Origin of the sequence: Pseudomonas sp. PDM22 (genome assembly GCF_014851965.1) — a bacterium.
Lineage (GTDB): Bacteria > Pseudomonadota > Gammaproteobacteria > Pseudomonadales > Pseudomonadaceae > Pseudomonas.
On sequence record NZ_JACVAR010000002.1, the window covers coordinates 624,276 to 650,313 of the forward strand.

Genomic DNA, 26,038 nt, shown 5'->3' on the forward strand with positions numbered 1-26,038 from the left:
ACGCGTAATCGATAGATATGGATAATCGTCGCCTTTGCAAGCCGGCCGCCTTTGCGCGGTGTTGCCTGTCTGAACGCCGTCCGGCGGTGAAAAGGAGTGGGTCATGACGTTGGCGCTGATCATCGCGCTGCCTTTCTTCGGGGTATTGCTGCCGCTGCTGGCCGAGCGTTTCGGCCGAACCGCCTGCGCCGCCGCCACCGGATTGGTGCCGCTGCTGGGCTTGATCCTGCTGCTGGGCCAGCGCTCGGTGCTCGGCGCCAATCCGCAGGTGCAGCGCCTGGAGTGGCTGCCGGAGCTGGGCCTGAACCTCAGCCTGCGCCTGGACGGCCTGGGCTTCCTGTTCGCCCTGCTGATCCTCGGCATCGGTCTGCTGGTGATCCTCTACGCCCGCTATTACCTGTCCGAGAGGGAGCCCGCCGGGCGTTTCTTCGCCTTCCTGTTGCTGTTCATGGGCGCCATGCTCGGCGTGGTGCTGAGCGAAAACCTGCTGCTGATGCTGGTGTTCTGGGAGCTGACCAGCCTGTCGTCATTCCTGCTGATCGGCTTCTGGGGCCATCGCTCGGATGCGCGCAAGGGCGCGCGCATGTCCCTGGCGGTCACCGGTGGTGGCGGCCTGGCGCTACTCGCCGGCATCCTGCTGATCGGCCATGTGGTCGGCAGCTTCGAACTCTCCACCGTGCTCGGTGCCCGCGAGGTGCTGCAGGCCAGCCCGCTGTTCCCGCTGGCGCTGTGCCTGGTACTGCTGGGCGTGTTCACCAAGTCCGCGCAGTTCCCGTTCCACTTCTGGCTGCCCCATGCGATGGCGGCGCCGACGCCGGTGTCGGCCTACCTGCACTCGGCGACCATGGTGAAGGCCGGCGTATTCCTGCTGGCGCGCCTGTACCCGCTGCTGTCGGGCAACGACCTGTGGTTCTACCTGGTCAGCCTGACGGGGCTTGCGACCCTGCTGATGGGCGCCTTCATGGCGCTGTTCCAGAACGACCTCAAAGGCCTGCTGGCCTACTCGACCATCAGCCACCTGGGCCTGATCACCCTGCTGTTCGGCCTGGATTCGCCCATGGCCAACGTCGCGGCGATCTTCCACATCATCAACCACGCCACCTTCAAGGCCTCGCTGTTCATGGCTGCCGGGATCATCGACCACGAGACCGGCAGCCGCGACATGCGGCGCATCAACGGCATGTGGAAATACATGCCGCACACCGCCGTGCTGGCGATGGTGGCGTCGGCGTCCATGGCGGGCGTGCCGTTGCTCAACGGCTTCCTCAGCAAGGAGATGTTCTTCGGCGAGACCCTGGCGCAGAACATGATGGGCAGCTTCAACTGGGTGATCCCGGCGCTGGCGACCGTGGGCGCGCTGTTCTCGGTGAGCTACTCGGTGCGCTTCATCCACGACGTGTTCTTCAACGGCGAGCCGATCAACCTGCCCAATCCGCACCCCCACGAGCCGCCGCGCTACATGAAGGTGCCGGTGGAAATCCTTGTGCTGATCTGCCTGCTGGTGGGCGTCATGCCGGGGGTTATCGTCGGTCCGCTGCTGGCCGGCGCCGCCGCGTCGAGCCTGAACGGCGTGCTGCCCGAATACAGCCTGGCGATCTGGCACGGCTTCAACGCGCCGCTGGCGATGAGCTTCGTCGCCACCGCCGGCGGCGTGCTGCTCTATGTGCTGCGCAAGCCGCTGTTCGACTGGTACGCCGGGCTGCCGGCGGTGGACGCCAAGCTGGTGTTCGAGCAGCAGGTGCAGCGTGTGGTGCACTTCGCGAAGTGCGTGACCGATTACCTGGAGAACGGCTCGCTGCAGCGCTACGCCATGCTGCTGGTGCTGGCCGCCGTGGTGGTGGTGTTCGCCGGCCTCGCGCCGCTGCCGGGCATTGCCGGTGATCGGGCGCAGACGCCGCTGGATGGCATCACCGCGCTGGGCCTGGTCCTGCTGGCCATCGCCGGGCCGCTCACCGTCTGGTTCCATCGCCAGCGCCTGACCGCGCTGGTGATCCTCAGCATCGCCGGGTTGCTGGTGGCGCTGGCCTTCGCCCGCTTCGCCGCACCGGACCTGGCGCTGACCCAGCTGTCGGTGGAAGTGGTGACCATGGTCCTGCTGATGCTGGCGCTGTACTACCTGCCGGCGCGCACGCCGAAGACCTCCAGCAGCCTGCGCCGCCTGCGCGATTTCGTGATCGCCATTGGCGCCGGCGTGATGGTCACGCTGCTGACCTATGCCGTGCTCACGCGCCCCTACGACAGCATTGCCGGCTACTACCTGGAAAACAGCGTCTCCGGTGGTGGCGGGCACAACGTGGTGAATGTGATCCTGGTGGACTTCCGCGGCTTCGATACCCTCGGCGAGATCACCGTGCTGGCGATTGCCGCCGTCGGCATCTTCGCACTGCTCGACGGCCTGCGCCTGCTGCGCCGCGAGGGTGACGACGAAGGCCGCGCCTGGGCGCAAGACCGCTTCCCGCCGATCCTCGCCACGCTGTCGCGACTGCTGCTGCCGCTGGCGCTGCTGGTCTCGGTGTTCATCTTCCTGCGCGGCCACAACCTGCCGGGTGGAGGCTTCATCGCCGGCCTGATCACTTCGGTGGCGCTGATCCTCCAGTACATCGCCTGCGGCAGCCGCTGGGTGAGCACGCGCCTGCCGCTGGACTACAGCCGTCTCGCCGGCCTCGGGGTGCTGATCGCCGGGCTGACCGGGCTGGGCGCCTGGTTCTTCGGCTTCCCGTTCCTGACTTCGGCGTTCGGCCACTTCCACATTCCGCTGGTGGGCGACATCGAACTGGCCACGGCCATGCTCTTCGACCTGGGCGTGTACTTCACCGTGGTTGGCGCGACGCTGCTGATTCTTTCCGGGCTGGGTTCGGTCACCGCGCCGCCGGAGCCGCTGTTGTCCAAGGAGGCGCCCTGATGGAAGCGCTGTTCGCCATCGCCCTCGGCCTGCTGACCGCCAGCGGCGTCTACCTGCTGCTGCGCGCGCGCACTTTCCCGGTGGTGCTGGGGCTGACCCTGCTGTCCTACGCGGTCAACCTGTTCCTCTTCGCCATGGGCCGGCTGGCTGGCGACCCGGCGGTGATCGGCATGGTCGCCAACGCCGGCGACCCGATCCCCCAGGCGCTGGTGCTGACGGCCATCGTCATCGGCTTTGCCATGACGGCCTTCGTCATCGTGCTGGCCCTGCGAGGGCTGGCGGATACCGGCGGCGACCATGTGGATGGCGGCGAAGGGGAGGAAGGCCGATGAATCACTGGCTGATCCTGCCGGTCCTGCTGCCGCTGTTCGCCGGTTGCGCACTGCTGCTCGTGGGCGAGCGCCTGCAGCGCAGCCTGTCGCTGCTCGCCACCCTGGCGCTGCTGCCGCTTTCCGCCTTGCTGCTGCAACAGGCCGACAGCGGCGTGGTGCAGTTCTACGCGCTGGGCAACTGGCAGCCTCCGTTCGGTATCATCCTGGTACTGGACCGCCTCAGCGCGCTGATGATCGCTGCCACCGCGCTGCTCGCCAGCCTGTCGCTGATCTACGCGGTGCGCGGGGATGACCGGCGCGGCAAGCGCTTCCATGCGCTGTTCCAGTTCCAGTTGCTCGGTCTGAACGGGGCGTTCCTCACCGGAGACCTGTTCAACCTGTTCGTGTTCTTCGAGATCCTGCTGATCGCCTCCTACGCGCTGCTGCTGCATGGCGGCGGGGCAGGGCGGGTGCGTGCGGGTGTGCATTACGTGGTGCTCAATCTCGTCGGCTCGGCGTTCTTCCTCCTCGCGGTGGGCACGCTCTATGGCATCACCGGCACCCTGAACATGGCGCACATGGCCGAGCGAGTGGCCCAGCTGAGCGCCGAGCAGGCGCCGCTGGTGCGGGCGGCGGCGTTGCTGCTGCTGGTGGTGTTCGGCCTGAAGGCGGCGCTGCTGCCGCTGTACTTCTGGCTGCCCAAAGCCTATGCCGAGGCCAGCGCGCCGGTGGCGGCGTTGTTCTCGATCATGACCAAGGTCGGCATCTACTCGATCCTGCGGGTCTACACGCTGATCTTCGGTGAGCAGGCCGGCGAGCTGGCGAACCTCGCGCAGGCCTGGCTGTGGCCGCTGGCGCTGGCCGGGATAGTCGCCGGTGCGCTGGGCGCGCTGGCGGCGACCACGCTGCAGGGGCTGCTCTCGTACCTGGTGGTGGTCTCTGCCGGCACGCTGCTGGCGGCCATCGCCCTGGGCACGCCGGAGGCGCTTTCCGCCGCGCTTTACTACCTGCTGCACAGCATCTGGGTGGCCGGCGGCCTGTTCCTGCTGGCCGACCTGATTGCTCGCCAGCGCGGTGAGAAGAGTGGCCGGCTGGTGCAGGGCCCGGCGCTGTTGCAACCGCATCTGCTCGGTGGCGCGTTCTTCTTCGGCGCCATTGCCGTTGCCGGCCTGCCGCCGCTGTCGGGCTTCCTCGGCAAGCTGATGCTGCTGCGCTCGGTGAGTGGGGGCAGCGAGGCCATCGCGCTGTGGAGCGTGGTGCTGGTCAGCGGACTGGTGACCATCGTCGCGCTCAGTCGCGCCGGCAGCACGCTGTTCTGGCGCACCGGCCTGAGTGTGCTGGGCAGCGCCAATCGGGAGCCGGTGAAGATGTTGGCGTGCTTCGGCCTGCTGGCCAGCGCACCGCTGATGGTGGTCGCCGCGCGGCCGCTGATCACATATGCACAGGCCACAGCCGTGCAGTTGCTGGACGCCGGGCTCTACCGTCAGGCGATCCTGCTGGGAGGTGGCGCATGATCCGGCGCATCCTTCCGCACCCGCTGCTCAGCGGTGTGCTCCTGCTGAGCTGGCTGCTGCTGGTCAACGACTTCTCCCTCGGCCACTGGCTGCTCGGCGCCTTCCTCGGCCTGAGCATCCCGCTGCTGTGCCGCAACCTGCTGCTGGCCGCGCCGCGCATCCAGCGGCCGGGCTTGCTGCTGCGCTTCATTGGCCTGGTGCTCTACGACATCGTGGTCGCCAACCTGCAGGTGGCGAAACTGGTGCTGGGACCGAAAGCGAAGCTGCAGCCGGGCTTCGTCGAGATTCCCCTGGAGCTGACCGATGACCTGGCCATCAGCATCCTCGCCAGCGTCATCACCCTGACCCCGGGCACCTGTTCGGCCGACCTTTCCGCCGATCGCCGCACGCTGCTGGTCCACGGCATCGACGTGCCGGACCCGCAGGCGCTGGTGGCGGACATCAAGGCGCGCTACGAGGCGCCGCTGAAGGAGGTGTTCGCATGCTCGGTATCGTGATCCCGATCTGCCTGGCGCTGCTGGGTATCGCCGTGCTGCTCACCGTGGTGCGGCTGGTTCGCGGGCCGTCGGTGGCGGACCGCATCCTCGCGCTGGACACCCTGTCGGTGGAAGCCATCGCGCTGATCGTGCTGTTCGGCATCTGGAAGGGCAGCGGCCTGTACTTCGAGGCGGCGCTGCTGATCGCGGTGATGGGCTTCGTCAGCACCGTGGCCCTGTGCAAGTTCCTGCTGCGCGGAGACATCATCGAATGAATGGCGAAATGATCGTGGAAGCGCTGGTCTGCGTGCTGCTGCTGGCGGGGAGCCTGTTTGCGCTACTTGGCGCCATCGGTCTGTACCGCCTGCCGGACTTCTACACGCGCCTGCACGCGCCAACCAAGGCTTCGACCCTGGGCGTGGGCGGCGTCGTGCTGGCCTCGCTGCTGTACTTCAGCACGCGCGGCGAGGGCGTCAGCCTGCATGAGGTGCTGATCACCGTGTTCCTTTTCATCACCGCGCCGGTCAGCGCGCACCTGCTGGCCAAGGCGGCGATGCAGCAGCGCGTGCCGGTGGAGCGGGGAACCAAGGGCAAGCCCTGGGACTGATCCGGAAACATCGGATCGCCCATACAGTTTCGCCACGATTCTGTACCTGTCGGCGGCCGGTGCGCGCCTCCTATACTCCGGGGACCTTTTGACTGGAGCGTCCCGTGCAGCAATCCCGGCCGTTCGCCCTCGCGTGCCTGGTGCTGGCCATGGCGCTCTGGGGCAGTTCCTTCATCGCGCTGAAGTTCGCCTTCCAGGAAATGCCGGCCATGTGGGTGATCTTCGCCCGTATGGCGCTGGGCAGCCTGATCTTCCTCGCCGCCTGGCGCTGGCGTGGACGCATCGACTACCGCCCCGGCGACTGGAAGTGGCTGCTCGCGCTGGCCGCCTGCGAGCCTTGCCTGTACTTCATCTTCGAGTCCCTGGCGCTGCAGCAGACCAGCGCTGCGCAGGCCGGGATGATCACCGCGCTGCTGCCGCTGCTGGTGGCGGTCGGCGCGTTCTTCCTGCTGCATGAGAAGATCGCCCGCAACACCTGGCTGGGCTTCGCCCTGGCGGTGCTCGGCTCGCTCTGGCTGACGCTGGCCAGCGAGCCGGACAGCCATGCGCCCAACCCGCTGCTGGGCAATTTCTACGAGTTGGTGGCAATGCTCTGCGCCACCGGCTACACCCTGTTGCTCAAGCACCTGTCGGCGCGCTACTCGCCCTTTATCCTCACCGCGATGCAGGCATTCATCGGCTCGCTGTTCTTCCTGCCGCTGGCACTGGCGACCTCCGGCCTGCCGCCGGCGCCCGGCCCGACCGGCTGGTTCGCCCTGGTCTACCTGGGCAGCGTGGTCACCGTCGGCGCCTATGGTTTGTACAACTTCGGCGTCAGCCGCCTGCCGGCGAGCCAGGCGACCGGCTTCATCAACCTGATCCCGGTGTTCACCCTGATCTTCGCCGCGCTGCTGCTGGGAGAGGTGCTCAGCGGCCAGCAGGCGCTGGCCGCCGGCCTGGTGTTCATCGGCGTCGCCCTCAGCCAGTGGCGCAGTGCGCCGCCCACATCGCCTGCCGGTGTGCTGGACTGAACCCATTGAACCGCTTGCCCTGCCAGGAGAACGACACGATGGCCACCCAGGAACGCAACTGGACCCGTGAGGCGATCCGCATCATCGAGGCGGATTTCCAGCGCAGCGCCGATACCCACCTGATCCCCCTGGACATGCCCGGCCTGCCGGGCGTGGACCTGTACTTCAAGGACGAGTCGAGCCACCCCACCGGCAGCCTCAAGCACCGCCTGGCACGCTCGTTGTTCCTCTATGCGCTGTGCAATGGCTGGCTGAAGCCGGGCGCGCCAGTGATCGAGGCGTCCAGCGGCTCGACGGCGATCTCCGAGGCGTACTTCGCGCGACTGCTCGGCCTGCCCTTCATTGCCGTGGTGCCGGCCAGCACCTCGAAGGAGAAGATCGCGCAGATCGCCTTCTACGGCGGCCAGGCGCATCTGGTCGATGACCCGACGCAGATCTACGCCGAGTCCGAGCGCCTGGCGAAGGAAACCGGCGGCCACTTCATGGACCAGTTCACCTACGCCGAGCGCGCCACCGACTGGCGGGCGAACAACAACATCGCCGAGTCGATCTTCCAGCAGATGCGTCACGAGCGCTTCCCCGAGCCTTCGTGGCTGGTCTCCAGCCCCGGCACCGGCGGCACCCTGGCGACCCTGGGGCGCTTCGCCCGTTATCGCCGGCATGACACCCGCGTGCTCTGCGCCGACGCCGAACGCTCGGTGTTCTTCGAGTCTTACAAGACCGGTGACCGCGACCTGACCCTGAGCTACGGCTCGCGCATCGAAGGCATTGGCCGCCCCCGTGTGGAAGCGTCCTTCCTGCCCAACGTGCTCGACGCCTGCTGCAAGGTGCCGGACGACCTGTCGCTGGCGGCCATGCACTACCTGGCCCGGCGCCTGGGCCGGCATGTCGGCGGCTCCAGCGGCACCAACCTGATCGGCGCGCTGCTGGTGGCGCGGCAGATGGTGGCGCGGCGCGAGAGCGGCTCGGTGGTGGCGATCCTCTGCGACAGCGGCGAGCGCTACGAGACCACCTACTACAACCCGTTGTGGCTGATTTCCCAGGGCTTCGACCTCGACCCGCTGATCGAGGCCGTGCGCCAGTGCGCCGAGCACGGCGCGGCGCTGCCCGGTGATCTGCCCTGCATCGGACTGGACTGAGCCCATGGAGGGACGCATGAAAACCATCGGCCTGATCGGCGGCATGAGCTGGGAATCGACCATTCCCTACTACCGGCAGATCAACGAACGCATCAAGGAACGCCTGGGCGGCCTGCACTCGGCGAAGGTCGCGCTGTACAGCGTGGACTTCCACGAGATCGAGCGCCTGCAGCACGCCGGCGACTGGGACGCTGCCGGCCGTGTGCTGGCTGACGCGGCCCGTTCGCTGAAGGCGGCAGGCGCGGACTTCCTCGTGCTCTGTACCAACACCATGCACAAGGTGGCGCCGGCCATCGAGGCGGCGGTGGATATCCCGCTGCTGCACATCGCCGACCCGACCGCCGAGGCGATCCGTGCGGCGGGCGTTGCCAAGGTCGGCCTGCTGGGCACGCGCTTCACCATGGAGCAGGCGTTCTACAAGGATCGCCTGGTGGACAGGTTCGGGCTGAAGGTACTGACGCCGAACGAAGCAGACCGCCAGGTGGTGCACCGGATCATCTACGAGGAACTGTGCCTGGGGCGGATTCGCGACGAATCGAGGGAAGAGTACCGGCGCATCATCGCTGCGCTGGTGGAGCAGGGCGCGGAGGCGGTGATCCTCGGCTGCACGGAGATTTCCCTGCTGGTCGGTCCGGCGGATGCCTCGGTGCCGCTGTTCGACACCACGGCACTGCATGCCTTGCACGCGGCCGACGCCGCCATTTGAGGAGAACTCACAGCATGAGCTTCATCAGCCTGAGGGTGCGTGCGGCGTTCATCATGCACGGCTACGACGAGCAGAACCGCGAGGTGATCGAGCAGGTCGCGGACCCGGACTTCGTCGAGAAGCTGGTGCGCATCGAGCGCATCCAGTCGATCAGCGAGAAGTACGTGCTGGTGACCGCCAGCGATGGCCGGCTGGCGTACTGGGAATACGACGGGGAATTCGCCGTGCTGAAGGCGCGGCTGGTGGCGGCAGGATTGCTGGTCTGACGCCTCTCTGCAGGGCGCACAACGCGCCAGCGTTATCCGCCGCGACGGGTTCGGCGGATAACCTGTCCCAGGTTATGCGCCCTACGATCTGGTTTGAGGTTTCCGGTTGCGTAAGAGCGGATTCTGTCCGCGATAGGTCCGAATCGCGCCGGATATCGATCGCGGACGGAGTCCGCTCCTACGTTGCAGGCACGTTTGCAGCGGGCGGCTATCAGTCACCGCTGGAACCGCCCGGATAGGCGCAGCCGCGCATGACCTTGTTGTCCAGGCGCAGCTCGGCGGACAGGTTGCTCAACGCGCCGCTCATGCTGTCCTGGCAGCGTGCCGGAGCGACCCACAGCTCGACCTTCTCGCCGTTGGCCTCGCTGGAATAACTGGTGCTGCCGTCAGGCACGCCTTCGGCGATGTACGGCAGCGCCAGCGACTCCTTGCCCGGCTGCTCGATCAACATGCCCTGGCTGTTCACCAGCACGCTCCAGCCCGGCTCGTTGCCGTGGGCGCGGACCACCGCGCGCTTGAAGTTCTGATCGTCGCAGCCGGAACCTTCGTTCTGTAGGCGATAGACCTTGGCCACTTCCAGCTTGCCGTCGGTGCCCTGGGCGCTGCTGCCGCTGAAGCTGCCGCGCAGGTCGGCGTACAGCGAGGTCGAGCCGTCGTTGAACATTTCCAGCGCATCGCGGGGCAGGCCGGTGTTGCCGGTGTCCTCGATACTGAAGCGGCGTTGCTCGGTGCAGCTGCGGAACACCAGCTTGCCGTCCTGGCGGGTCAGTTCGCCCTGCAGGCGGGTGGAGGCGTTAAGATCGGTCTTGTTCGGCGTCCACACCTGGCAGGCGGCGAACAGGGGCAGCAGGCTGAACAGAATGAAACGGCTGGATCGCATGAAACGGGCTCCCTCGAAAGTGCGCCCACGTTACCCAGCGAAGCCGGCCACCTCAAGCTGACACGGAGGATTTCGGATGATTCGTTGCAAGCGCGCCTATGAACCGGCGGCGAAGGAAGACGGCCAGCGGGTGCTGGTGGACCGCCTGTGGCCGCGGGGGATTCGCAAGGAAGACCTGCACATGGAGCAGTGGGCCAAGGAGGCGTCGCCGTCCAACGAACTGCGCCAGCGCTTCCACCACGATCCGAGCTTGTTCGAGGATTTCCGCAAGGCTTACCACGGCGAGCTGAATGCCCATCCGGAACACTGGATGGGCCTGCTCGACCTGGCACGCAAGGGCCCGCTGACGCTGCTCTATGCGGCCAAGGACGAGGAACACAACAACGCGCAGGTGCTGGCGGAGTTTCTGGAAGACGAGCTGGAGAAGCAGGGCGAGGGCAGTTCCCCGGTCTGCTATGCCGGCAAGACCGAGTAGCGGGCTTGCTCGCGAGCCAAGGGAAATCGTCACCGGAGTCGTAGGGCGGATAACGCGTCAGCGTTATCCGCCGCGACAGGTTCGGCGGATAACCTGTTCCAGGTCATGCGCCCTGCGAGGAAGTCCCGTTACCAGATCTTGTACACCTGTCCGCTCTGCTTGCCTTCCACGCTGCGGGCGAAGCCAAGCGCGGCGTCGGCGGCCGGCACCGGCTTGAAGCCGCGGAAGAACGGGCCGTAGCCTTCCATCGATTCCACCAGCACGTTCGGGCTCACCGCGTTGATCCGCTGGCCGCGCGGCAGTTCCAGGGCAGCGCTGCGCACAAAGCCCTCCACCGCACCGTTGACCAGGCTGGCCGAGCTGCCCAGCACGATGGGCTGTTCGCTGAGGATGCCGGTGGTGAGGGTGAAGGAGGCGCCGTCGTTGGCGTACTGGCTGCCGATCAGCACCAGGTTCACCTGGCCCATCAGCTTGTCCTTCAGGCCGACCGCCATTTCCGCCTCGCCCATTTCCGCAAGCGCGCCGAAGTGCACCTTGCCGGCGGCACTGATCAGCGCATCGAAGCCTCCGACCTGCTCGAACAGCGCGCGGATGGAAGCGCTGTCGGTGATGTCCACGCGGTAGTCGCCGCTGTTTCGGCCGACGCGGACGATCTCGTGGCGCTGGCCCAGTTCGTTGGCGACGGCCTGGCCGAGGGTGCCGCTGGCACCGATCAGGATGATTTTCATGAAGGCTCCGAAGGGATTTGGCTGAAGACGGCTTCAGAGTAGAGTGGTCTCCTGTTTAGATAATCACGCCAATCGATAACCTTTGGTTTTCATATGGAAACAATCGCCAGCGACCTGGAAGACCTCTCCGCCTTCGCCGTGCTCCTCGAGTGCGGCAGCTTCACCCGCGCGGCGGAGAAGCTCGGCTGCAGCAAGGGCCAGCTGTCCAAGCGGATTTCCGCGCTGGAACAAGCCCTGGGGGCGACGCTGGTGCACCGTACTACCAGACGCCTGTCGCTGACCGCCGCGGGCGCCGCGCTGTTGCCCGAGGCCCAGGCGCTCAACGCCCAGGCCGCGCGGGCGCGGCAGGCGGTGCTGGCGCTGCAGGAGGAGGCGCAGGGCAAGGTGCGGCTGAGCGTGCCGGTGTCGCTGGGTGAGACCTTCTTCGATGCCTGGCTGATGGAGTTCTCCCGCCAGTACCCCGACATCCGCCTGGAGCTGGACCTGTCCAACGAACGCCGCGATCTGGTGGCCGACGGCTTCGACCTGGCGATCCGCTCCGGCAGCCTGGCGGTGGACGAGCGCCTGGTGGCGCGGCCGCTGTTCGCCCTGCAGGAACTGACCTGCGCCACGCCGGACTACCTCGCCGAGCACGGCGTACCGGAAGTGCCGGCGGAACTGGCCGGGCATTCCTGCCTGCAGAACACCCATTATCAGGACAGCGACGTCTGGCTCTACCAGCGCCACCACGAACTGTTCCGCGTGACGGTGAGCGGCCTGCTGGCGAGCAACCACTACACCCTGCTGAAGAAGGCGGCACTGGCGGGTGCGGGGATCAGCCGGCTGCCGTCCTACATGATTCAGCAGGAATTGGCTGAAGGCAGCCTCGTCTGGCTGCTGCGCGACTACCAGACCCGGACCCAGCCGGTGTTCCTCATCCACGCCTACCAGAGCCGCCTGCCGCGCCGCACGCAGCTGCTGGCGGACTACCTGCTGCGCTGGTTCGAGCGCAGCCGGATGCAGTTGGTCGCCCTGGAAGGCTGACGTCTTTCAGTAAATTCATTCAGTCGTTCAGCTTCGTTCAGCATTGGTTCAGAGAGGGTTCAGGGGGAGTTCAGGGACCGATCGTTAGGCTTTCACCATCACTTTTGAGAGCCTTCCGAGGTCAACATCATGAACCGTCCCACTCTGCTTCTGACTGCCCTGTTTGCCAGCGCCGCTCTGCTGAGCGGCTGCGCTTCCAACCTGTCGGGGTCTTCCTACTCCCGTGCTGACGCCCGCGCCGTGCAGAACGTGCGCATGGGCACCATCGAATCGCTGCGCCCGGTACAGATCGAAGGCACCAAGACGCCCATCGGCACCCTGGCCGGCGCGGCAGTCGGCGGCATCGCCGGCAACTCCATCGGCGGCGGTCGCGGCAAGGCCATCACCACCATTCTCGGCGGCGTCGCTGGCGGCGCGGCGGGTTCTGCGGTGGAAGAGGGCATCACCCGCACCCAGGGCGTTGAAATCGTGGTCCGCGAAGATGACGGCGGCACCCGTGCCTATGTCCAGGCGGTGGATGCGAACCAGCAGTTCCGCATCGGTGATCGCGTCCGCATCATGACCGTCAACGGCGCCAGCCGCGTCACCCTCTGAACGGAGGACGCCCCATGCGCCGCCTGTTGATTGCCGCGCTGGTCCTGCTCGGCTGTGGCATCGCCATGGCCGACGACGGGGGATTCTGGTACCTGCAGACCAGCGTCTACACCACCCACTGGAACCACGACCCGGACCACAACAACCACCAGGAGCTGATAGGCCTGGAGCGCAACCGCGCCGATGGCCTGGTCTGGGGCGGTGCGACCTTCAAGAACTCCTTCAGCCAGCGTTCCAACTATGTCTACGCCGGCAAGCGCTTCGACTGGGAAGGCACGCCTTTCTACGCCAAGGTCACTGGCGGCGCGTTGCAGGGCTATCGCGGCGAGTACCGCGACAAGATCCCGCTGAACCACCTGGGTGTGGCGCCGGCGATCATTCCTTCGGTCGGCGCGCACTTCGGGCCGGTCGGCGCCGAACTCGTGGTGTTGGGCAACGCCGCCGCAATGGTCAACGTTGGTTTACGCTTCTGATACTTCCGACAGCCGAAATGCAACGGGCCGCGATGAGTGTTCATCGCGGCCTGCGTCGTTTCTGAAGGAAGAAAGCGTCAGGCAGTGACGTCCTTCAGCGACTTGTCCAGGCAGTCGATGAAGAGCTCGGCATGTTCCTGCTCGAAGGCCAGCAGCGGACGGATCTTCAGGATGTTCTCCAGGGGCCCGGCGGCGCTGATCAGCACGCCGCGCTCGCGCATGCCGTTGACTACCTGGCGGGTCTGGTTGGCGGCGGGAGACTTCGACGCGCGGTCGGTGACCAGTTCGACGCCGAGGAACAGCCCCGCGCCGCGCACATCGCCGATCAGCTCATGGCGCTCGGCCAACTGGCGGATGCCGTCGGCGAGGAAGGCGCCGATACGCTGAGAGCGCTCCTGCAGTTTCTCGTCGCGGATCACGTCGAGCACTGCCTGGGCCGCCGCGCACGACACCGGGTTGCCGCCGAAGGTGTTGAAGTAGCGCACCTCGCGGCCGAAGCTTTCGAGGATTTCCGGGCGCACCACCACGCCGGCGATGGGCTGGCCATTGCCCATGGGCTTGCCGAGGGTGACCAGGTCCGGCTTTACGCCGTGGCGCTGGAAGCCCCACATGGCGTCGCCGGTGCGGGCGAAGCCGCTCTGCACTTCGTCGGCGATATACAGCAGGCCCTCGTCCTGGGCGACCTTCACGGCTTCGGCGAGGAAACCGGCCGGGCCGGCCAGCACGCCGTCGCTGGCGAAGATGCCATCAAGCAGCAGCGCAGCGGGTTTGATGCCGTGGGCGCGCATATCGGCGATGGCAGCGCGCACGTCATCGGCGAACCGCTTGCCGACGTTCTCCGCACCCAGCCGGTAGGCGTCCGGTGCAATCACGGTGCGCGCGTGGGCGGGGAGGGTGATGCCGGCGCCGAGGGACGGCGACAGCTCGGAAATGCTGGCGGTGACGCCGTGGTAGGCGAAGCGGGTGATGATCACCCCGGTGCCGCCGGTGTACTGGCGGGCGATGCGCAGGGCGAGGTCGTTCGCCTCGCTGCCGGTGCAGGTGAACATCACCTGGTCCAGGCCGTCGGGGAAGGTGGCGAGCAGGTCTTCGGCGTAGTCGAGGATGCCTTCCTGCAGGTAGCGCGTGTGAGTGTTCAGCACTGCCGCCTGGCTGGCGATGGCTTGCACCACGCGCGGATGGCAGTGGCCGATGGAGGCAACGTTGTTGTAGGCGTCGAGGTAGCGGTTGCCCTGGTTGTCGTAGAGCCACACGCCTTCGCCGCGCACGGTGTGCAGCGGGCGCTCGTAGAACAGCCGGTAGGCCGGGCCGAGCAGGCGCGCGCGGCGTTCGATGAGGCGGCGCTCCTGTTCGCTCAGGCGCTCGGCATCGGCGGCGCTGAATCCGTTGGGCATGGTCATGGGCGGGGCTCCTGTTGATTCGCGCTTGAAGGGGCGCAGGCGGCGGCGATCTGCTCCTGCGCCTGCTCCCGGCTGAGGCCGGCCAGGCCTTGCAGGCTCTGCCAGGCGTGGCGGGTGTTGCGCAGGATGTAGTCGCGGTTCTCGGGGTGCAGGCTGGCGCGCCAGGCGGTGATGCTCAGGGTCATGATCAGCCGTGTGGCGATCAGGTCGGGAAGGATTTCCTGTTCCTCGGCCAGCAGCGGGCAGCGGCGGTGGTACGCGGCGATCATCTCGCAGGCGGTGCCCAGCGGTGCGTCCGGCTCGCCCACCTGGTAGGCGGCGGCGACGCCGAGGTCGTTGATCAGTGGCGCATGAACCATGTCGCCGAAGTCGAGGATGTTGCGCACCTGGTCCGGGTGCTGCGCGTCGACGATGACGTTGTGCGGGTTCAGGTCGTTGTGGATGACCTGGGCGCGCAGCGTGGCTTGGCGGGGCAGGGCGTGGCGCTCGAAGTTGTCGAGGAAGCGCTCGACCAGAGCGCGTTGTTCCTGATCCTGGATGTAGACCAGCAGGTTGCGCAGGCGCGAGGCGTGCTTGAGGTCCCAGAGCAGTTCGTGGCCGGCGGTGGCCGGGTGCTCGAAACCCTTGAGCGCCAGGCCCAGGCGGGCCAGGTCGTCGCCCAGGTTCTCGCGCAGGGCACGGCTGCGTTGCGCGACACGGTGCAGCGGGACGCCGTCGACGAAGGAGAACAGCCGGGCAATCATCGGCTGGCCGTCGACTTCGATGGGAATCTGGTGCTCGCCATTGAGCGAGGGGTAGACGCGCTGTACTGCCAGGGTCGGGTCCTGCGCTTCGACGCGGAGCAGGGCGCGGGTCTGGAAGTCCACGACCTGCGGGTCTTCCAGCGGGTGGGAGAGCTTCAGCAGACGGTCGTCGCCATGGCCGTGGGCGATATGGAAGTTCAGGTCGCGCTCGCCGGCGAGGCGGTGCAGCGTGCCGTGCTGGCCGAAGTATTCCTCGGCGATGGCAGCGGCCTGGGCGTCGCTCACCTGGGCGGGGGCCGCTTCCAGCAGGTGATCGTGGACGGGAGCGGTATTGAGGGGCACGGGTACTTCTCCAGCAGAGATAACGGGTCCAACAGGGATAACGGGTCAAGCAGGGTTCAGCGGTGCAACGGTATTGCGCTGTTTCAGTGAGCTGGTTGCTCCCGCCCGGCGCGGGGCCGGGCGGGAGTCGCCGGTGTTACTTGCTCGCCCAGGCGTTGAAGCGCTGTTCCAGTTCCTCGCCGTGGTCGATCCAGAACTCGGTGTCCATGGCGCGCGCGTTTGCCAGGTTCTGCGGCGCGGTGGGCAGCTTCGGCGCGATGGCCGGGTCGATCAGCGGGATGGTGTTCTTGTTGGTCGGGCCGTAGGGAATGTTCTCGGCGAAGACCTTCTGGTGCTCGGGCTTGTTGGCCAGCGCGATGAACTGCTCGGAGAGCTCCTTCTTCGGGCTGCCCTTGACGATGGCCCAGTGGTCCAGGTCGTAGATGCTGCCGTCCCACTGCATGGCGAAGTCGCGGCCTTCCTTCTGCGCGGTGGCGACGCGGCCGTTGTAGGCGCTGGTCATCACCACGTCACCGGCGGCCAGCCACTGCAGCGGTTGCGCACCGGCTTCCCACCACTGGATGTACGGCTTGATTTCGTCGAGCTTCTTGAACGCGCGGTCCACGCCTTCCTTGGTGCCCAGCACCTTGTACAGGTCGGCCTGTTTCACGCCGTCGGCTTCCAGGGCGAACTCCAGGGTGAACTTGGCGCCGCGACGCAGGCCGCGCTTGCCGGGGAATTTCTTCACGTCCCAGAAATCGGCCCAGCCGGTGGGCGCGCTGGCAAGCTTCTTGGCGTCGTAGGTGAGCACCGTGGACCAGATGAAGATGCCCACGCCGCAGTCGCTGACGGCGGCGTCGAGGAAGTCCTCGCGCTTGCCCAGCTTCGACCAGTCGAGCTGCTCGAACAGGCCTTCGCTGCACCCGCGCATCAGTTCCGGGGATTCCACCTCGACCACGTCCCAGCTGGTCTTGCCGGTGTCGGCCATGACCTTGATCTTGGCCATCTCGCCGTTGTATTCGGCGCCCTGGACGGTGACCTTGGCCTGCTGCTCGAAGGGTTTGTAGAAGGCCTTTTCCTGGGCCACCTTGTTGTCTCCACCGAAGGACACCACGGTGAGTGTTTCGGCATGCAGCTGGGCGGCGCCGCCGGCCAGCATCATCAGTGCTATGGCTTTCTTGAACATGCGATGACTCCTGAGCGGGCCAATCCGGCCCATGAATAAGAGGGCAGCTTCAAGAGTGGGGCGCTGCGCCAGGCCAAGCTGAAAGGCCGGCTGATACGCCCTCGGACATCAGGGAGAAGAACGGGCGGAACGGGTGAGGTCGATCATGGGAATGTGCTCCGTTTCTTGTTGTTGTTCGGATAGCTCGTTGTAGGACCAAGCTGAGCCGATTAAAACACCTTCCAAAACATGATGCATCATGTTTTTATTGGCGCCATCGCTTCACGGATGTTCACAGATCGCGCGCCCCGATGGGTGGCGCAGACAGCGGCTCAGACTTGAGAGGGAAGCACCATGAACCAGACCCGCACCCTGCTGCTCACCGGCGCCAGCCGCGGCATCGGCCATGCCACGGTGAAGCACTTCAACGCTGCCGGCTGGCGCGTGTTCACCGCCTCGCGCCAGGACTGGAGCGCCGAATGCCCCTGGGCCGAAGGGCTGATCAACCACATCCACCTGGACCTGGAAGACATCGACAGCGTCCAGGCCAGCCTGCCGATGATCCGCGAGAAGCTCGGCGGTAGCCTGCATGCGCTGGTGAACAACGCCGGCATCTCGCCCAAGGGCCCGGAAGGCGAGCGCCTGGGCGTGCTGGGCAGCGACTACGGCACCTGGCTCAAGGTGTTCAACGTCAACCTGTTCTCCACAGCGCTGTTGGCGCGCGGCCTGTTCGACGAACTGAAGGCGGCCAAGGGCTCGGTGATCAACGTCACCTCCATCGCCGGCTCCCGCGTGCACCCGTTCGCCGGTGCCGCCTACGCCTGCTCGAAAGCCGCGCTGGCGGCGCTGACCCGCGAGATGGCCCACGACTTCGGCCCGCACGGCGTGCGCGTCAACGCCATCGCGCCGGGGGAGATCGACACGGCCATCCTGTCCTCGGGCACCGAGCTGATCGTCGAGCGCGACATTCCCATGCACCGCCTGGGCAAGCCGGAGGAGGTCGCCTCGCTGATCCACTTCCTCTGCACCAGCGGCGCGTCCTACGTGAATGGTGCGGAAATCCACGTCAACGGCGGCCAGCATGTGTGATCCCGCTGGCATCCAGCGCGCTCAATCCGCATCATGCGCGCCGGAAATGCCGCAGCACGCGATGAGAAAGCGATGAACTACCCGATCGAAGGCCTGAATCACTCCTACCTTGGCAGCGGCGTCTACGCGCTGCTGCGCGAGGCTTTGATCACCGGTCGCTTCAAGCCGGACGACCGCCTGCGCATCCGCGACCTGGCCCAGCAGCTGGGCACCAGCGTCACCCCGGTGCGCGACGCCATCCTGCAACTGGCCAAGGAGCAGGCGCTGGTACTGAAGACCCCGCGCGACATCCGCGTGCCGCTGCTCACCCGCGAGCAGTACCTGGAAATCCGCAGCATCCGCGTGGCGCTCGAAGGCCTGGCCGCCGAGACCGCCGCCGAGCGCGCCAGCGACGGGCAACTGGACGAGCTGGAAGCCAACATCCGCGAGAACCTCGAGGCGATCCACGCCGATGACCTGGTGCTGGCGCTCAAGCTCAACCAGGCCTTCCACTTCGCCCTGGCCGACATCGCCGGCATGCCGCTGCTGCGCGCCTTCCTCGACAGTCTGTGGATGCGTACCGGCCCGCTGATCGCCCAGGCCTACGCCGACTTCAACGAGCGCATGGCCATCGAACACCACTGGGATGTCCTGCGTGCCCTGCGCGAACGCAACGGCACCGCCGCCCGCGAGGCGATCCACGCGGACCTGCTGGATGGCAGCGAGAAGATGCTGGAGTTCATCGCCCAGACCGAAGAGCCGGAGCAGGAGGCGGGCTGAGCCTTATTGCTCCCTGTAGGAGCGTGCCACGCCCGCGATCGCGTGCATTGCACGCTCCTACAGGTTCGGCTCCGATGTCGGGGCCGCCTGCACGGGACTTCGACTCTTATCCACGGTCCGGCAATAGGCCGGCGCTCCTACCCCGGTTGCGACGGGATTTCGCGGAGAAGCTCCGCTCCTGCAAGCAGCAAAAAATCAGACCGCGCCATCCTTGCGCAGCGCCGCGATGGCCGCTGCGTCGTAGCCCAGCCCGGTCAGCACCTCATCCGTATGTTCCCCCAGTTTCGGCCCGATCCACTCGGCGCTGCCGGGGGTGTCGGAGAGCTTGGGGACGATGCCGGGCATGCGGAAGGACTTGCCGTCCGGCAGCTTGGCCGAGAGGAACATCTCCCGCGCGAGGAATTGCGGGTCGCTGAACATATCCTCGGCCGAGAAGATGCGGCTGGCCGGCACCTTGGCTTCGGTGAGCACCTTGAGCACGGTATCCAGCGATTCGGAGCGCGCCCAGCGGTCGATGATGCCGTACAGCTCGTCGCGGCGCGCATCGCGGCCGTCGTTGCTGGCCAGGCTCGGGTCTTCGGCGAGGTCGAGGCGGCCGATGGCGGTCATGAAACGGCGGAAGATGGCGTCACCGTTGGCGGCGATCTGCACGTGCTTGCCGTCGGCCGTGGTGTGCACGGAGGAGGGGGTGATGCCGGGCATGATGTTGCCGGTGCGTTCGCGGATGAAGCCGAACACGTCGAACTCCGGGACCATGGATTCCATCATGGCGAATACCGCTTCGTAGAGCGCCACGTCGACCACCTGCCCGGCGCCGCCGTTCACTTCGCGGTGACGCAGCGCCATCAGCGCGCCGATCACGCCCCACAGCGCGGCGATGGAGTCGCCGATGGAGATGCCGGTGCGCACCGGCGGGCGGTCCTCGAAGCCGGTGATGTAGCGCAGCCCGCCCATCGATTCGCCGACCGCGCCGAAGCCCGGCTGGTCCTTGTAGGGGCCGCTCTGGCCGAAGCCGGACAGGCGCACCATCACCAGCTTCGGGTTCAGCGCGTGGATCACGTCCCAGCCCAGGCCGAGCTTCTCCAGCACGCCGGGGCGGAAGTTCTCGATCAGGATGTCAGCCTCGGCCAGCAGCTTCTTCAGCACCTCGCGGCCGGACTCGTGCTTGAGGTTCAGGGTCAGCGAACGCTTGTTGCGCGCCTGCACGAACCACCACAGCGACGTGCCTTCGTAGAGCTTGCGCCACTTGCGCAGCGGGTCGCCGCCATCGGGCGACTCGACCTTGATGACTTCGGCGCCGAATTCCGCGCACAGGCGCGAGGCGAAGGGGCCGGCGATCAGGGTGCCGAGTTCGATGACCTTGAGGCCGGCGAGGGGTTTGGCGGTGCTGTTCATCGGTCTGTCCGATCAGAGAGGAATCGCCGGACTCTAACGCTTGTGCGCCGCTTCGAACAGGCCGCCGGGCAGACGCCTGGCAACGGTGCTTTGCGCCGACCTTTGGCGCGCGTAGAGTAGCGACATTCAAGGATGTTTCTGACTTCAGCCCGCCGGTTTTCGGACAGGTATACCGTGATGCGCTCGCCCACTTCCAGACAGCCCCTTGGCCTGGCGGCATTCCCCGACGAATGCGCGCAGGCGGGTGGCGAGGGGGCTGCATGACGTTGAACCTGCCGACGCTGGTAGTCGTCGACCTGTATGTGCTGACCCTGGTCGGTGTGCTGATGGCTTTCGCCTGGCACAGCGGCCGCCGCGACCCTACCCTGGGCTATATGAGCGCCGCGCTTCTGCTGGGAGCCGTCGGCACCTTGCTCGCTACTTTGCGCGGCATGGGCATCGACTGGGTGGCGATCCTGCTGGGCAATGTCGTCCTGCACCTGTGTTCGGCCATGACCTGGACGGCCATGCGGGTGTTTGCCGGGCGCAAGCCGAACTGGCCGCTGATCGGTGCAGGCGCGGCGTTCTGGGCGGTGCTCTGCCTCGTCCCGGCCTTCTATGAATCCCTCGCGGCGCGGGTGCTGGTCAGCACGGCGATCACCATCGTCTATTGCCTGGCGTCCATCGCCGAACTCTGGCGCAGCCGCCTCAAGCTGGAAGTGGAGCTGCGCCCGACCCTGGCGCTGCTGATCTTCCACACGCTGGTCTACGGCGTGCGTCTGGTGGTGGATCGCGGCATGCCGTTCCAGAGCGTGGCGGAGAATGGCCAGGGCTCGACCTTCTTCACCTTCCTGGTCTTCGAGACCATGTTGTTCGCTATCGGTATTGCCTTCGCCACCCTGGCGATGGTCAAGGAGCGCGCCGAGTTGCAGTTCCGCAGCGCCGCCCTGAGCGACCCGCTGACCGGCGTGGGCAACCGCCGTGCCTTCATGGAGACCGGCGAGCGCCTGCTGCGCCTGTGCGTGGAGCGCGGTGAACAGGCCTCGCTGCTGCTCTGCGACCTGGACAACTTCAAGCGCCTCAACGACTCCTTCGGCCATCCGGCCGGCGACCGCGTGCTGGTGGAATTCAGTCGCATCACTGCCTCGCGGATGCGCAAGCACGACCAGTTCGCCCGCATCGGCGGGGAAGAGTTTGCCTGCCTGCTGGTGGCCGCCGATACCGAAGGCGCCTGCCAGGTCGCCGAGCGGGTGCGCCGCGAGTTCGCCGAGCTGCCGTTCATGGCCGAGGGCCAGCTCAGCGTCAGCATCGGCATTGCTACCACGCGCGAGGCCGGGCATGACCTGCTGCGCCTGCTGTCGCTGGCCGACCAGGCGCTCTACGCCGCCAAGGCCAAGGGTCGCAACCGCATCGAACTGGCCGCGCCGGAGCCGGGAGCCGACCGGCGTCCACGGACATAAGCCACGGCGCCTGTGCTTTCGCGGTAGACTTGCCGCCTTCGAAAATTCGCCGGGAACCCCCATGGCCCTGTCCGCCACGCCCTACAAAGCCGATATCAGCCTGACCGACCTCGACCGTGGGGTCTACGAGACCCTGCGCTTCACCGTCGCCCGCCATCCCTCGGAAACCGAGGAGCGCCTGGCGGTGCGCCTGCTCGCCTACGTCATCTGGTACAACGAGCAGCTGGCTTTCGGGCGCGGCCTGTCGGACGTGGAAGAGCCCTCGCTCTGGGAAAAGAGCCTGGACGACCGTGTGCTGCACTGGATCGAAGTCGGCCAGCCCGACGCCGAGCGCCTGACCTGGTGCTCGCGCCGCTGCGAGAAGCTGACCCTGGTCGCCTACGGCAACCTGCGCGTATGGACCACCAAGGTGCTCGACACGGTGCGCCACCTGAAGAACCTCAACGTCGTCGCCATGCCCCAGGAGGCGCTGGAGGAAATCTCCCGCGACCTGCCGCGCTCGATCAACTGGACCGTGATGATCAGCGAAGGGACCCTCTTTGTGACCGACGAACGCGGCCAGCACGAGCTCCAGGTGGAATGGCTGATGGGCGAGCGCTGATCGCTCGTTGTACCTGCTGTAACCAGGGCGCCGGGATCGGCGCCTGAATGAATCGACTGGAACACCCATGCGCATCGAATCCCGCCCCCTCCCGCCAACCCTGCCCAACCTGGGCGACCTGCCGCCGCTGCTGACCCGTCTCTACGCCGCCCGTGGCGTGCAGAGCGCCGCCGAGCTGGACAAGGGGCTGGCGCGGCTGATCCCGTACCAGCAGCTCAAGGGTGTGGACGCGGCGGTGGAACTGCTGGTCGATGCGCTGGAAAAGGGCCAGCGGATTCTCTATGTCGGCGACTTCGACGCCGACGGCGCCACCGCCAGCAGCGTCGGCGTGCTGGCGCTGCGCATGCTCGGCGCGGCCTGGGTCGATTACCTGGTGCCCAACCGCTTCGAGTACGGCTACGGCCTGACCCCGGAGATCGTCGCGGTGGCGCTGGAGAAGCGCCCGGAACTGCTGGTCACCGTGGACAACGGCATCTCCAGCATCGACGGCGTCGCCGCTGCCAAGGCCGCCGGCCTGCGCGTACTGGTCACCGACCACCACCTGCCGGGGGCGGAACTGCCCGCCGCCGACGCCATCGTCAACCCGAACCAGCCCGGCTGCGACTTCCCCAGCAAGGCCATGGCCGGTGTCGGCGTCATCTTTTACGTGATGCTCGCCCTGCGCGCGCGCCTGCGTGAGCGCGGCTGGTTCGCCGCGCGCGGCATCGCCGAGCCGAACCTCGCCGAGCTGCTCGACCTGGTGTCCCTGGGCAGCGTCGCCGACGTGGTGCCGCTGGACGCCAACAACCGCATCCTGGTGCACCAGGGCCTCGCGCGCATCCGCGCCGGCCGCGCCCGTCCGGGCCTGCGTGCGCTGCTGGAAGTGGCCGGACGCGATTGCCGGCGAATCACCTCCACCGACCTGGGCTTCATCCTCGGCCCGCGCCTGAACGCCGCCGGCCGCCTGGACGACATGTCCCTGGGGATCGAGCTGCTGCTCTGCGAAGACGAAAGCGTCGCCCGCGACATGGCAGTGCAGCTCGACCAGCTCAACCAGGACCGCAAGGCCATCGAGCAGGGCATGCAGCGCGAGGCGCTGGCGCAGCTCAAGGAGCTGCCGGTGGAGGAGATGCCCTTCGGCCTCTGCCTGTTCGACCCGGAGTGGCACCAGGGCGTGATCGGCATTCTCGCTTCGCGCCTGAAGGAGCGTTACCACCGTCCGACCATCGCCTTTGCCGATGCCGGCGACGGCACGCTCAAGGGCTCGGCGCGATCGGTGCCGGGCTTCCATATCCGCGACGCGCTGGACGCCGTGGCTGCTCGTCATTCGGGGTTGATCAGCAAGTTCGGTGGCCACGCCATGGCCGCCGGCCTGTCGTTGCCGCAGGAAAACTTCGGTGCCTTCGCCGCCGCTTTCGACGCCGAGGTGCGCCGCCAGCTGGATGAAGAAGACCTCACCGGCCGCCTGCTCTCCGACGGCCAGCTGGGCGCCGAGGAGTTCCACCTGGAACTGGCCCGCGCCCTGCGCCAGGCCGGGCCCTGGGGCCAGCATTTCCCCGAGCCGCTGTTCCACGGCATCTTCCAGATCGTCCAGCAGCGCGTGGTTGGCGAGCGTCACCTGAAGCTGGTGCTCAAGACCGAATGCGGCTCGCTGCAGCTGGACGCCATCGCCTTCAACATCGATCGCGAAATCTGGCCGAACCCCACCGTGCGCTGGGCGGAAGTAGCCTACAAGCTGGACGTCAACGAGTTCCGCGGCAACGAAACGGTGCAGCTGATGGTGGCGCATATCGCGCCACGTTGAGTCTTTTGCCGGAGCGAGCTTGCCGGTTGTTCCACTGCCGGGACGGATTCGCGAGCAAGCTCGCTCCTACGCTGACGGAAACGCCGTAGCTGACCTGTAGGAGCGGGCCATGCCCGCGATCGCGCGAATGGCGCGCTCCTGCAATGGGCGCGTCGATATACGCCTCAGATGCCTTTGATCTCGCTCGGATCAACCTCGACCATGTACCCCGGCCCGACGTCGAAGAGGATGTAGAAATCCCCGCTCGGCCGCTTGAAGGTCAGGCTGGAGTCCGCGCCCAGCTTGCCGGGGATCAGCACCTGGTTGTCGCTGCTCATCACGTCCAGGGTCACGCCCGGCGCGGCGCTGCCGTCGGTGAAGCCGCCGACGCAGCGGATGGTCTGCGCATCCAGTGCTGTGCATTCGCAGTAGGGCGCGTGGGCCAGGGCGCTGGCGCTAGCGCTCAGGCCGAGCAGTATGGCGCTGAACTTGAGGATCGCTTTCATCGGTTGCTCCGGGTCTTTTCCAGCCAGGCCACCAGCGAGGGCGAGGCCTTGTCCAAGGGGATCTGCGCCTGGTGCACGGCGCCGTCCCAGCCTTCCACGGTCAGCCACAGCTCATCGGCCGGGGTGACGCGGGGCGGGATGGTGACCTCGGCGAACTGCTGGTGACGCGCACCGGCGAACAGCCCGCCGGCGGCGCGCAGGCTGCGCGGCTGGCCGATGCGCAGGTAGGCGGCTTTCACCTGGGGATAACAGCTGTCGCAGAAGGCCAGGGTGAAGGCCTTGACGAAGCCGGCGCGGCCTTCGTCCTCGGGCTCGCCCACTTCCCATTCGGCCATGCGCGCGGTCCATGGGCCGACCTGTACGGCGCCGATCTCGCGTTCGCCAAGCCCGCGAAGGCCACGGTCGAGCTTCACCTCGTGGAAGTAGTGGGGCATGAAGCCCAGCGGGATCAGCACCAGCAGGGCACTGAGGTGGAATCGCCAGCGCAGCCACTGGCGGCGCAGCTTGCTGTTGCCGCTCATTGGCTGGCCTCCGGGGTGGCTGCAACGAGGATCCGCTCGCGGGCCTTCTGTTTCTTCAGTTCCTTGGCGGTGGCGATCAGGGTGCGCTTGCTCCAGATCATCAGGCCGCTGAGCACCATCATGCTGAGGATCAGGCCGAACACGAACCAGATCAGCTTGACCCACACGCCGCCGAAATCGCCGGTGTGCAGCGGGCGCATGGACTCGGTGACGAACTCCAGGCCAGTGCGGTCGTCCAGCAGGCGGGTCGAGGCCACGCTGCCGTCATAGGGGTTCACCTGCGCGCTTTCGAACATCAGCGGATACCAGGCCTTGCCGAAGATGGTCACCGGGTCGTAGGCGCTGGAGGGCAGGCGGAAGAAGTTCGGTTCGAAGCCGGGAATGCGCTGCTGGGCAACCAGCACGGCGGCGTCCAGGCCGATGCGCGGCGGCGCCTTGCCGTCTGCGCTCACGGGGATGCTGTCGCGCTGGATGATGGTCGGCACGCCCTCGCTGGAGATGGAGATGCTGTTGTCGAACAGCGTCGCCTGGATCAGGAACCAGGTGCCGGTGACGGAGATCACCGCGATGAACCAGATCGACCAGATGCCCATCAGCCGGTGCATGTCGCCCCAGAAGATGCGCGCGCCCTGGCGCAGGCGCAGGGTCGGCTTGAGGAAGCCGCGCCAGAAGCGCTTGTACACCACAAGGCCGGTGACCAGCGACGCCAGCATCGGCAGGCCGAGCAGCGAGACCAGGTACCAGCCCCAGCTGAAGCCGTGGCTGAACGGCACCAGCCACCAGCCGTGCAGCGCGCGGGTGAACTGGCGGAAGTCGAACAGCGGCATCTTGCCCTGGATGACCCCGGTGTAGGGGTTCACGTAGAGCATGGCGGTAGCGCTGTCCGGATAGGTCACGCTGACCCGCAGCGCGAAATGCGCTTCGGTGGGCGCGCTGATTATGCGCACGGCGGCCTGCGGTTGCTGCTGGGCCATGGCCGTGAGCACCTGGTCGTAGCCCAGGCGCTGGGCGTTGTCGTCTGGCGGGTTGGCACGCACGGTGGGGTCGGCGAGCCAGATGATTTCCTGGCTCACGGTGGCCAGGGTGCCGGTGATGCACACCAGGAACACGAAGAACCAGATGGGCAGGGCCAGCCAGCTGTGGACCAGGAACCAGAGCCTGGAGCGGGATTTCTTGGACATGGGAATCACGGCCACGCAAAAGGGGACAAAGGAAAAGGCCCCCCGCCGGACA

General features: G+C 66.8%; 28 protein-coding genes. 19 read left to right on the plus strand and 9 right to left on the minus strand.

The window, feature by feature from the left end; all coding sequences use genetic code 11:
- Window positions 1-103: 103 nt before the first annotated feature.
- The 10 genes from IB255_RS08515 (at window position 104) to IB255_RS08560 (ending at window position 8,931) form a co-directional block, all read left to right on the plus strand.
- A complete protein-coding gene (locus IB255_RS08515) occupies window positions 104-2,902 on the plus strand; it encodes a monovalent cation/H+ antiporter subunit A (protein ID WP_081517746.1) in 2,799 nt (932 codons plus the stop codon).
- Window positions 2,902-3,234, plus strand: a complete 333-nt coding sequence (locus IB255_RS08520) for a Na+/H+ antiporter subunit C (protein WP_081517747.1) — start codon at window positions 2,902-2,904, stop codon at window positions 3,232-3,234. Before IB255_RS08515 ends, IB255_RS08520 begins: the two co-directional genes overlap by 1 nt.
- Window positions 3,231-4,727 carry a monovalent cation/H+ antiporter subunit D gene (locus IB255_RS08525; protein WP_192210071.1) on the plus strand — a complete coding sequence of 499 codons (1,497 nt, stop codon included), beginning with the start codon at window positions 3,231-3,233 and terminating at the stop codon, window positions 4,725-4,727. The genes IB255_RS08520 and IB255_RS08525 overlap by 4 nt, the downstream gene beginning before the upstream one ends.
- Window positions 4,724-5,224: a Na+/H+ antiporter subunit E gene (locus IB255_RS08530; RefSeq protein WP_081517749.1), complete on the plus strand. Its 501-nt coding sequence runs from the start codon at window positions 4,724-4,726 to the stop codon at window positions 5,222-5,224. The genes IB255_RS08525 and IB255_RS08530 overlap by 4 nt, the downstream gene beginning before the upstream one ends.
- A complete protein-coding gene (locus tag IB255_RS08535; protein WP_081517750.1) occupies window positions 5,209-5,478 on the plus strand; it encodes a K+/H+ antiporter subunit F in 270 nt (89 codons plus the stop codon). The genes IB255_RS08530 and IB255_RS08535 overlap by 16 nt, the downstream gene beginning before the upstream one ends.
- A complete protein-coding gene (locus IB255_RS08540) occupies window positions 5,475-5,810 on the plus strand; it encodes a Na+/H+ antiporter subunit G (protein ID WP_081517751.1) in 336 nt (111 codons plus the stop codon). The genes IB255_RS08535 and IB255_RS08540 overlap by 4 nt, the downstream gene beginning before the upstream one ends.
- Before the next feature lie 104 nt (window positions 5,811-5,914).
- Window positions 5,915-6,820 carry a DMT family transporter gene (locus IB255_RS08545; protein WP_081517752.1) on the plus strand — a complete coding sequence of 302 codons (906 nt, stop codon included), beginning with the start codon at window positions 5,915-5,917 and terminating at the stop codon, window positions 6,818-6,820.
- Window positions 6,821-6,858: 38 nt separating this feature from the next.
- Entirely contained in the window at window positions 6,859-7,959 is a 1,101-nt protein-coding gene (locus tag IB255_RS08550; protein WP_192210072.1) for a PLP-dependent cysteine synthase family protein, read from the plus strand.
- 16 nt (window positions 7,960-7,975) lie between these two features.
- Window positions 7,976-8,665, plus strand: coding sequence for an aspartate/glutamate racemase family protein (locus IB255_RS08555; RefSeq protein ID WP_192210073.1), 690 nt, complete (start codon window positions 7,976-7,978; stop codon window positions 8,663-8,665).
- A 14-nt stretch (window positions 8,666-8,679) separates the two neighbouring features.
- Window positions 8,680-8,931, plus strand: coding sequence for a hypothetical protein (locus tag IB255_RS08560; RefSeq protein ID WP_081517755.1), 252 nt, complete (start codon window positions 8,680-8,682; stop codon window positions 8,929-8,931).
- 211 nt (window positions 8,932-9,142) lie between these two features.
- Here the strand turns inward: IB255_RS08560 and IB255_RS08565 are convergent, their stop codons facing one another.
- Window positions 9,143-9,811 (minus strand): COG3650 family protein, encoded by a 669-nt coding sequence (locus IB255_RS08565; RefSeq protein ID WP_192210074.1) that lies wholly within the window; start codon window positions 9,809-9,811, stop codon window positions 9,143-9,145.
- 76 nt (window positions 9,812-9,887) lie between these two features.
- Between IB255_RS08565 and IB255_RS08570 the strand changes: the two genes are divergently transcribed.
- Window positions 9,888-10,286: a DUF488 domain-containing protein gene (locus IB255_RS08570; protein ID WP_081517756.1), complete on the plus strand. Its 399-nt coding sequence runs from the start codon at window positions 9,888-9,890 to the stop codon at window positions 10,284-10,286.
- Between the two features lie 128 nt (window positions 10,287-10,414).
- On the opposite strand, the gene IB255_RS08575 is transcribed toward IB255_RS08570, so the two are convergent.
- Window positions 10,415-11,014 (minus strand): short chain dehydrogenase, encoded by a 600-nt coding sequence (locus IB255_RS08575; protein WP_081517757.1) that lies wholly within the window; start codon window positions 11,012-11,014, stop codon window positions 10,415-10,417.
- A gap of 93 nt (window positions 11,015-11,107) precedes the next feature.
- Here IB255_RS08575 and IB255_RS08580 point away from each other — a divergent pair, with 93 nt between their 5' ends.
- The 3 genes from IB255_RS08580 to IB255_RS08590 all read left to right on the plus strand — a co-directional run bounded on the left by IB255_RS08580 (window position 11,108) and on the right by IB255_RS08590 (window position 13,104).
- Window positions 11,108-12,037: a LysR family transcriptional regulator gene (locus IB255_RS08580; protein WP_192210075.1), complete on the plus strand. Its 930-nt coding sequence runs from the start codon at window positions 11,108-11,110 to the stop codon at window positions 12,035-12,037.
- Between the two features lie 129 nt (window positions 12,038-12,166).
- Window positions 12,167-12,631, plus strand: a complete 465-nt coding sequence (locus IB255_RS08585) for a glycine zipper 2TM domain-containing protein (protein WP_081517759.1) — start codon at window positions 12,167-12,169, stop codon at window positions 12,629-12,631.
- Window positions 12,632-12,645: 14 nt separating this feature from the next.
- Window positions 12,646-13,104 carry a sn-glycerol-3-phosphate transporter gene (locus tag IB255_RS08590; protein WP_192210076.1) on the plus strand — a complete coding sequence of 153 codons (459 nt, stop codon included), beginning with the start codon at window positions 12,646-12,648 and terminating at the stop codon, window positions 13,102-13,104.
- Between the two features lie 77 nt (window positions 13,105-13,181).
- Here the strand turns inward: IB255_RS08590 and IB255_RS08595 are convergent, their stop codons facing one another.
- The 3 genes from IB255_RS08595 to IB255_RS08605 form a co-directional block, all read right to left on the minus strand.
- On the minus strand, window positions 13,182-14,504 hold the full coding sequence (locus IB255_RS08595) for an aspartate aminotransferase family protein (RefSeq protein ID WP_081517761.1): 1,323 nt from the start codon (window positions 14,502-14,504) through the stop codon (window positions 13,182-13,184).
- On the minus strand, window positions 14,501-15,589 hold the full coding sequence (locus IB255_RS08600; RefSeq protein ID WP_192210077.1) for a phosphotransferase: 1,089 nt from the start codon (window positions 15,587-15,589) through the stop codon (window positions 14,501-14,503). Before IB255_RS08600 ends, IB255_RS08595 begins: the two co-directional genes overlap by 4 nt.
- A 136-nt stretch (window positions 15,590-15,725) precedes the next feature.
- A complete protein-coding gene (locus IB255_RS08605) occupies window positions 15,726-16,754 on the minus strand; it encodes an ABC transporter substrate-binding protein (RefSeq protein WP_151186205.1) in 1,029 nt (342 codons plus the stop codon).
- A gap of 333 nt (window positions 16,755-17,087) precedes the next feature.
- Between IB255_RS08605 and IB255_RS08610 the strand changes: the two genes are divergently transcribed.
- Entirely contained in the window at window positions 17,088-17,822 is a 735-nt protein-coding gene (locus IB255_RS08610; protein WP_045209895.1) for an SDR family NAD(P)-dependent oxidoreductase, read from the plus strand.
- Between the two features lie 72 nt (window positions 17,823-17,894).
- On the plus strand, window positions 17,895-18,581 hold the full coding sequence (locus IB255_RS08615; protein WP_081517765.1) for a GntR family transcriptional regulator: 687 nt from the start codon (window positions 17,895-17,897) through the stop codon (window positions 18,579-18,581).
- Between the two features lie 195 nt (window positions 18,582-18,776).
- Here the strand turns inward: IB255_RS08615 and IB255_RS08620 are convergent, their stop codons facing one another.
- The gene (locus IB255_RS08620) at window positions 18,777-19,976 is read right to left on the minus strand and encodes a CaiB/BaiF CoA transferase family protein (RefSeq protein ID WP_192210078.1); all 1,200 of its coding nucleotides are present in this window, start codon (window positions 19,974-19,976) and stop codon (window positions 18,777-18,779) included.
- A 260-nt stretch (window positions 19,977-20,236) separates the two neighbouring features.
- Between IB255_RS08620 and IB255_RS08625 the strand changes: the two genes are divergently transcribed.
- The 3 genes from IB255_RS08625 to recJ all read left to right on the plus strand — a co-directional run bounded on the left by IB255_RS08625 (window position 20,237) and on the right by recJ (window position 23,799).
- Window positions 20,237-21,415 (plus strand): GGDEF domain-containing protein, encoded by a 1,179-nt coding sequence (locus IB255_RS08625; RefSeq protein ID WP_192210079.1) that lies wholly within the window; start codon window positions 20,237-20,239, stop codon window positions 21,413-21,415.
- A 61-nt stretch (window positions 21,416-21,476) separates the two neighbouring features.
- The gene (locus IB255_RS08630; protein ID WP_192210080.1) at window positions 21,477-22,016 is read left to right on the plus strand and encodes a YaeQ family protein; all 540 of its coding nucleotides are present in this window, start codon (window positions 21,477-21,479) and stop codon (window positions 22,014-22,016) included.
- A 67-nt stretch (window positions 22,017-22,083) separates the two neighbouring features.
- Window positions 22,084-23,799: a single-stranded-DNA-specific exonuclease RecJ gene (recJ, locus tag IB255_RS08635; protein WP_081517769.1), complete on the plus strand. Its 1,716-nt coding sequence runs from the start codon at window positions 22,084-22,086 to the stop codon at window positions 23,797-23,799.
- 164 nt (window positions 23,800-23,963) lie between these two features.
- Here the strand turns inward: recJ and IB255_RS08640 are convergent, their stop codons facing one another.
- Genes IB255_RS08640 through IB255_RS08650 form a run of 3 tightly spaced genes read right to left on the minus strand, consistent with a single transcriptional unit; the run spans window position 23,964 to window position 25,986 of the window.
- Window positions 23,964-24,284, minus strand: coding sequence for a hypothetical protein (locus tag IB255_RS08640; protein WP_081517770.1), 321 nt, complete (start codon window positions 24,282-24,284; stop codon window positions 23,964-23,966).
- Entirely contained in the window at window positions 24,281-24,805 is a 525-nt protein-coding gene (locus IB255_RS08645; protein ID WP_192210081.1) for a thiamine pyrophosphate-binding protein, read from the minus strand. The genes IB255_RS08640 and IB255_RS08645 overlap by 4 nt, the downstream gene beginning before the upstream one ends.
- A complete protein-coding gene (locus tag IB255_RS08650) occupies window positions 24,802-25,986 on the minus strand; it encodes a PepSY-associated TM helix domain-containing protein (RefSeq protein WP_192210082.1) in 1,185 nt (394 codons plus the stop codon). The genes IB255_RS08645 and IB255_RS08650 overlap by 4 nt, the downstream gene beginning before the upstream one ends.
- Window positions 25,987-26,038: the final 52 nt, after the last annotated feature.

What these genes read in the sequence shown, in the direction of transcription:
- IB255_RS08535 (WP_081517750.1), top strand. Translation starts at nt 5,209, where the DNA reads ATGCTCGGTATCGTGATCCCGATCTGCCTGGCGCTGCTGGGTATCGCC.
- IB255_RS08650 (WP_192210082.1), bottom strand. Translation starts at nt 25,986, where the DNA reads ATGTCCAAGAAATCCCGCTCCAGGCTCTGGTTCCTGGTCCACAGCTGG.
- IB255_RS08575 (WP_081517757.1), bottom strand. Translation starts at nt 11,014, where the DNA reads ATGAAAATCATCCTGATCGGTGCCAGCGGCACCCTCGGCCAGGCCGTC.
- IB255_RS08590 (WP_192210076.1), top strand. Translation starts at nt 12,646, where the DNA reads ATGCGCCGCCTGTTGATTGCCGCGCTGGTCCTGCTCGGCTGTGGCATC.
- IB255_RS08605 (WP_151186205.1), bottom strand. Translation starts at nt 16,754, where the DNA reads ATGTTCAAGAAAGCCATAGCACTGATGATGCTGGCCGGCGGCGCCGCC.
- IB255_RS08595 (WP_081517761.1), bottom strand. Translation starts at nt 14,504, where the DNA reads ATGACCATGCCCAACGGATTCAGCGCCGCCGATGCCGAGCGCCTGAGC.
- IB255_RS08630 (WP_192210080.1), top strand. Translation starts at nt 21,477, where the DNA reads ATGGCCCTGTCCGCCACGCCCTACAAAGCCGATATCAGCCTGACCGAC.
- IB255_RS08540 (WP_081517751.1), top strand. Translation starts at nt 5,475, where the DNA reads ATGAATGGCGAAATGATCGTGGAAGCGCTGGTCTGCGTGCTGCTGCTG.
- IB255_RS08530 (WP_081517749.1), top strand. Translation starts at nt 4,724, where the DNA reads ATGATCCGGCGCATCCTTCCGCACCCGCTGCTCAGCGGTGTGCTCCTG.
- IB255_RS08620 (WP_192210078.1), bottom strand. Translation starts at nt 19,976, where the DNA reads ATGAACAGCACCGCCAAACCCCTCGCCGGCCTCAAGGTCATCGAACTC.
- IB255_RS08555 (WP_192210073.1), top strand. Translation starts at nt 7,976, where the DNA reads ATGAAAACCATCGGCCTGATCGGCGGCATGAGCTGGGAATCGACCATT.
- IB255_RS08520 (WP_081517747.1), top strand. Translation starts at nt 2,902, where the DNA reads ATGGAAGCGCTGTTCGCCATCGCCCTCGGCCTGCTGACCGCCAGCGGC.
- recJ (WP_081517769.1), top strand. Translation starts at nt 22,084, where the DNA reads ATGCGCATCGAATCCCGCCCCCTCCCGCCAACCCTGCCCAACCTGGGC.
- IB255_RS08640 (WP_081517770.1), bottom strand. Translation starts at nt 24,284, where the DNA reads ATGAAAGCGATCCTCAAGTTCAGCGCCATACTGCTCGGCCTGAGCGCT.
- IB255_RS08585 (WP_081517759.1), top strand. Translation starts at nt 12,167, where the DNA reads ATGAACCGTCCCACTCTGCTTCTGACTGCCCTGTTTGCCAGCGCCGCT.
- IB255_RS08560 (WP_081517755.1), top strand. Translation starts at nt 8,680, where the DNA reads ATGAGCTTCATCAGCCTGAGGGTGCGTGCGGCGTTCATCATGCACGGC.
- IB255_RS08525 (WP_192210071.1), top strand. Translation starts at nt 3,231, where the DNA reads ATGAATCACTGGCTGATCCTGCCGGTCCTGCTGCCGCTGTTCGCCGGT.
- IB255_RS08550 (WP_192210072.1), top strand. Translation starts at nt 6,859, where the DNA reads ATGGCCACCCAGGAACGCAACTGGACCCGTGAGGCGATCCGCATCATC.
- IB255_RS08570 (WP_081517756.1), top strand. Translation starts at nt 9,888, where the DNA reads ATGATTCGTTGCAAGCGCGCCTATGAACCGGCGGCGAAGGAAGACGGC.
- IB255_RS08610 (WP_045209895.1), top strand. Translation starts at nt 17,088, where the DNA reads ATGAACCAGACCCGCACCCTGCTGCTCACCGGCGCCAGCCGCGGCATC.
- IB255_RS08625 (WP_192210079.1), top strand. Translation starts at nt 20,237, where the DNA reads ATGACGTTGAACCTGCCGACGCTGGTAGTCGTCGACCTGTATGTGCTG.
- IB255_RS08615 (WP_081517765.1), top strand. Translation starts at nt 17,895, where the DNA reads ATGAACTACCCGATCGAAGGCCTGAATCACTCCTACCTTGGCAGCGGC.
- IB255_RS08645 (WP_192210081.1), bottom strand. Translation starts at nt 24,805, where the DNA reads ATGAGCGGCAACAGCAAGCTGCGCCGCCAGTGGCTGCGCTGGCGATTC.
- IB255_RS08580 (WP_192210075.1), top strand. Translation starts at nt 11,108, where the DNA reads ATGGAAACAATCGCCAGCGACCTGGAAGACCTCTCCGCCTTCGCCGTG.
- IB255_RS08565 (WP_192210074.1), bottom strand. Translation starts at nt 9,811, where the DNA reads ATGCGATCCAGCCGTTTCATTCTGTTCAGCCTGCTGCCCCTGTTCGCC.
- IB255_RS08515 (WP_081517746.1), top strand. Translation starts at nt 104, where the DNA reads ATGACGTTGGCGCTGATCATCGCGCTGCCTTTCTTCGGGGTATTGCTG.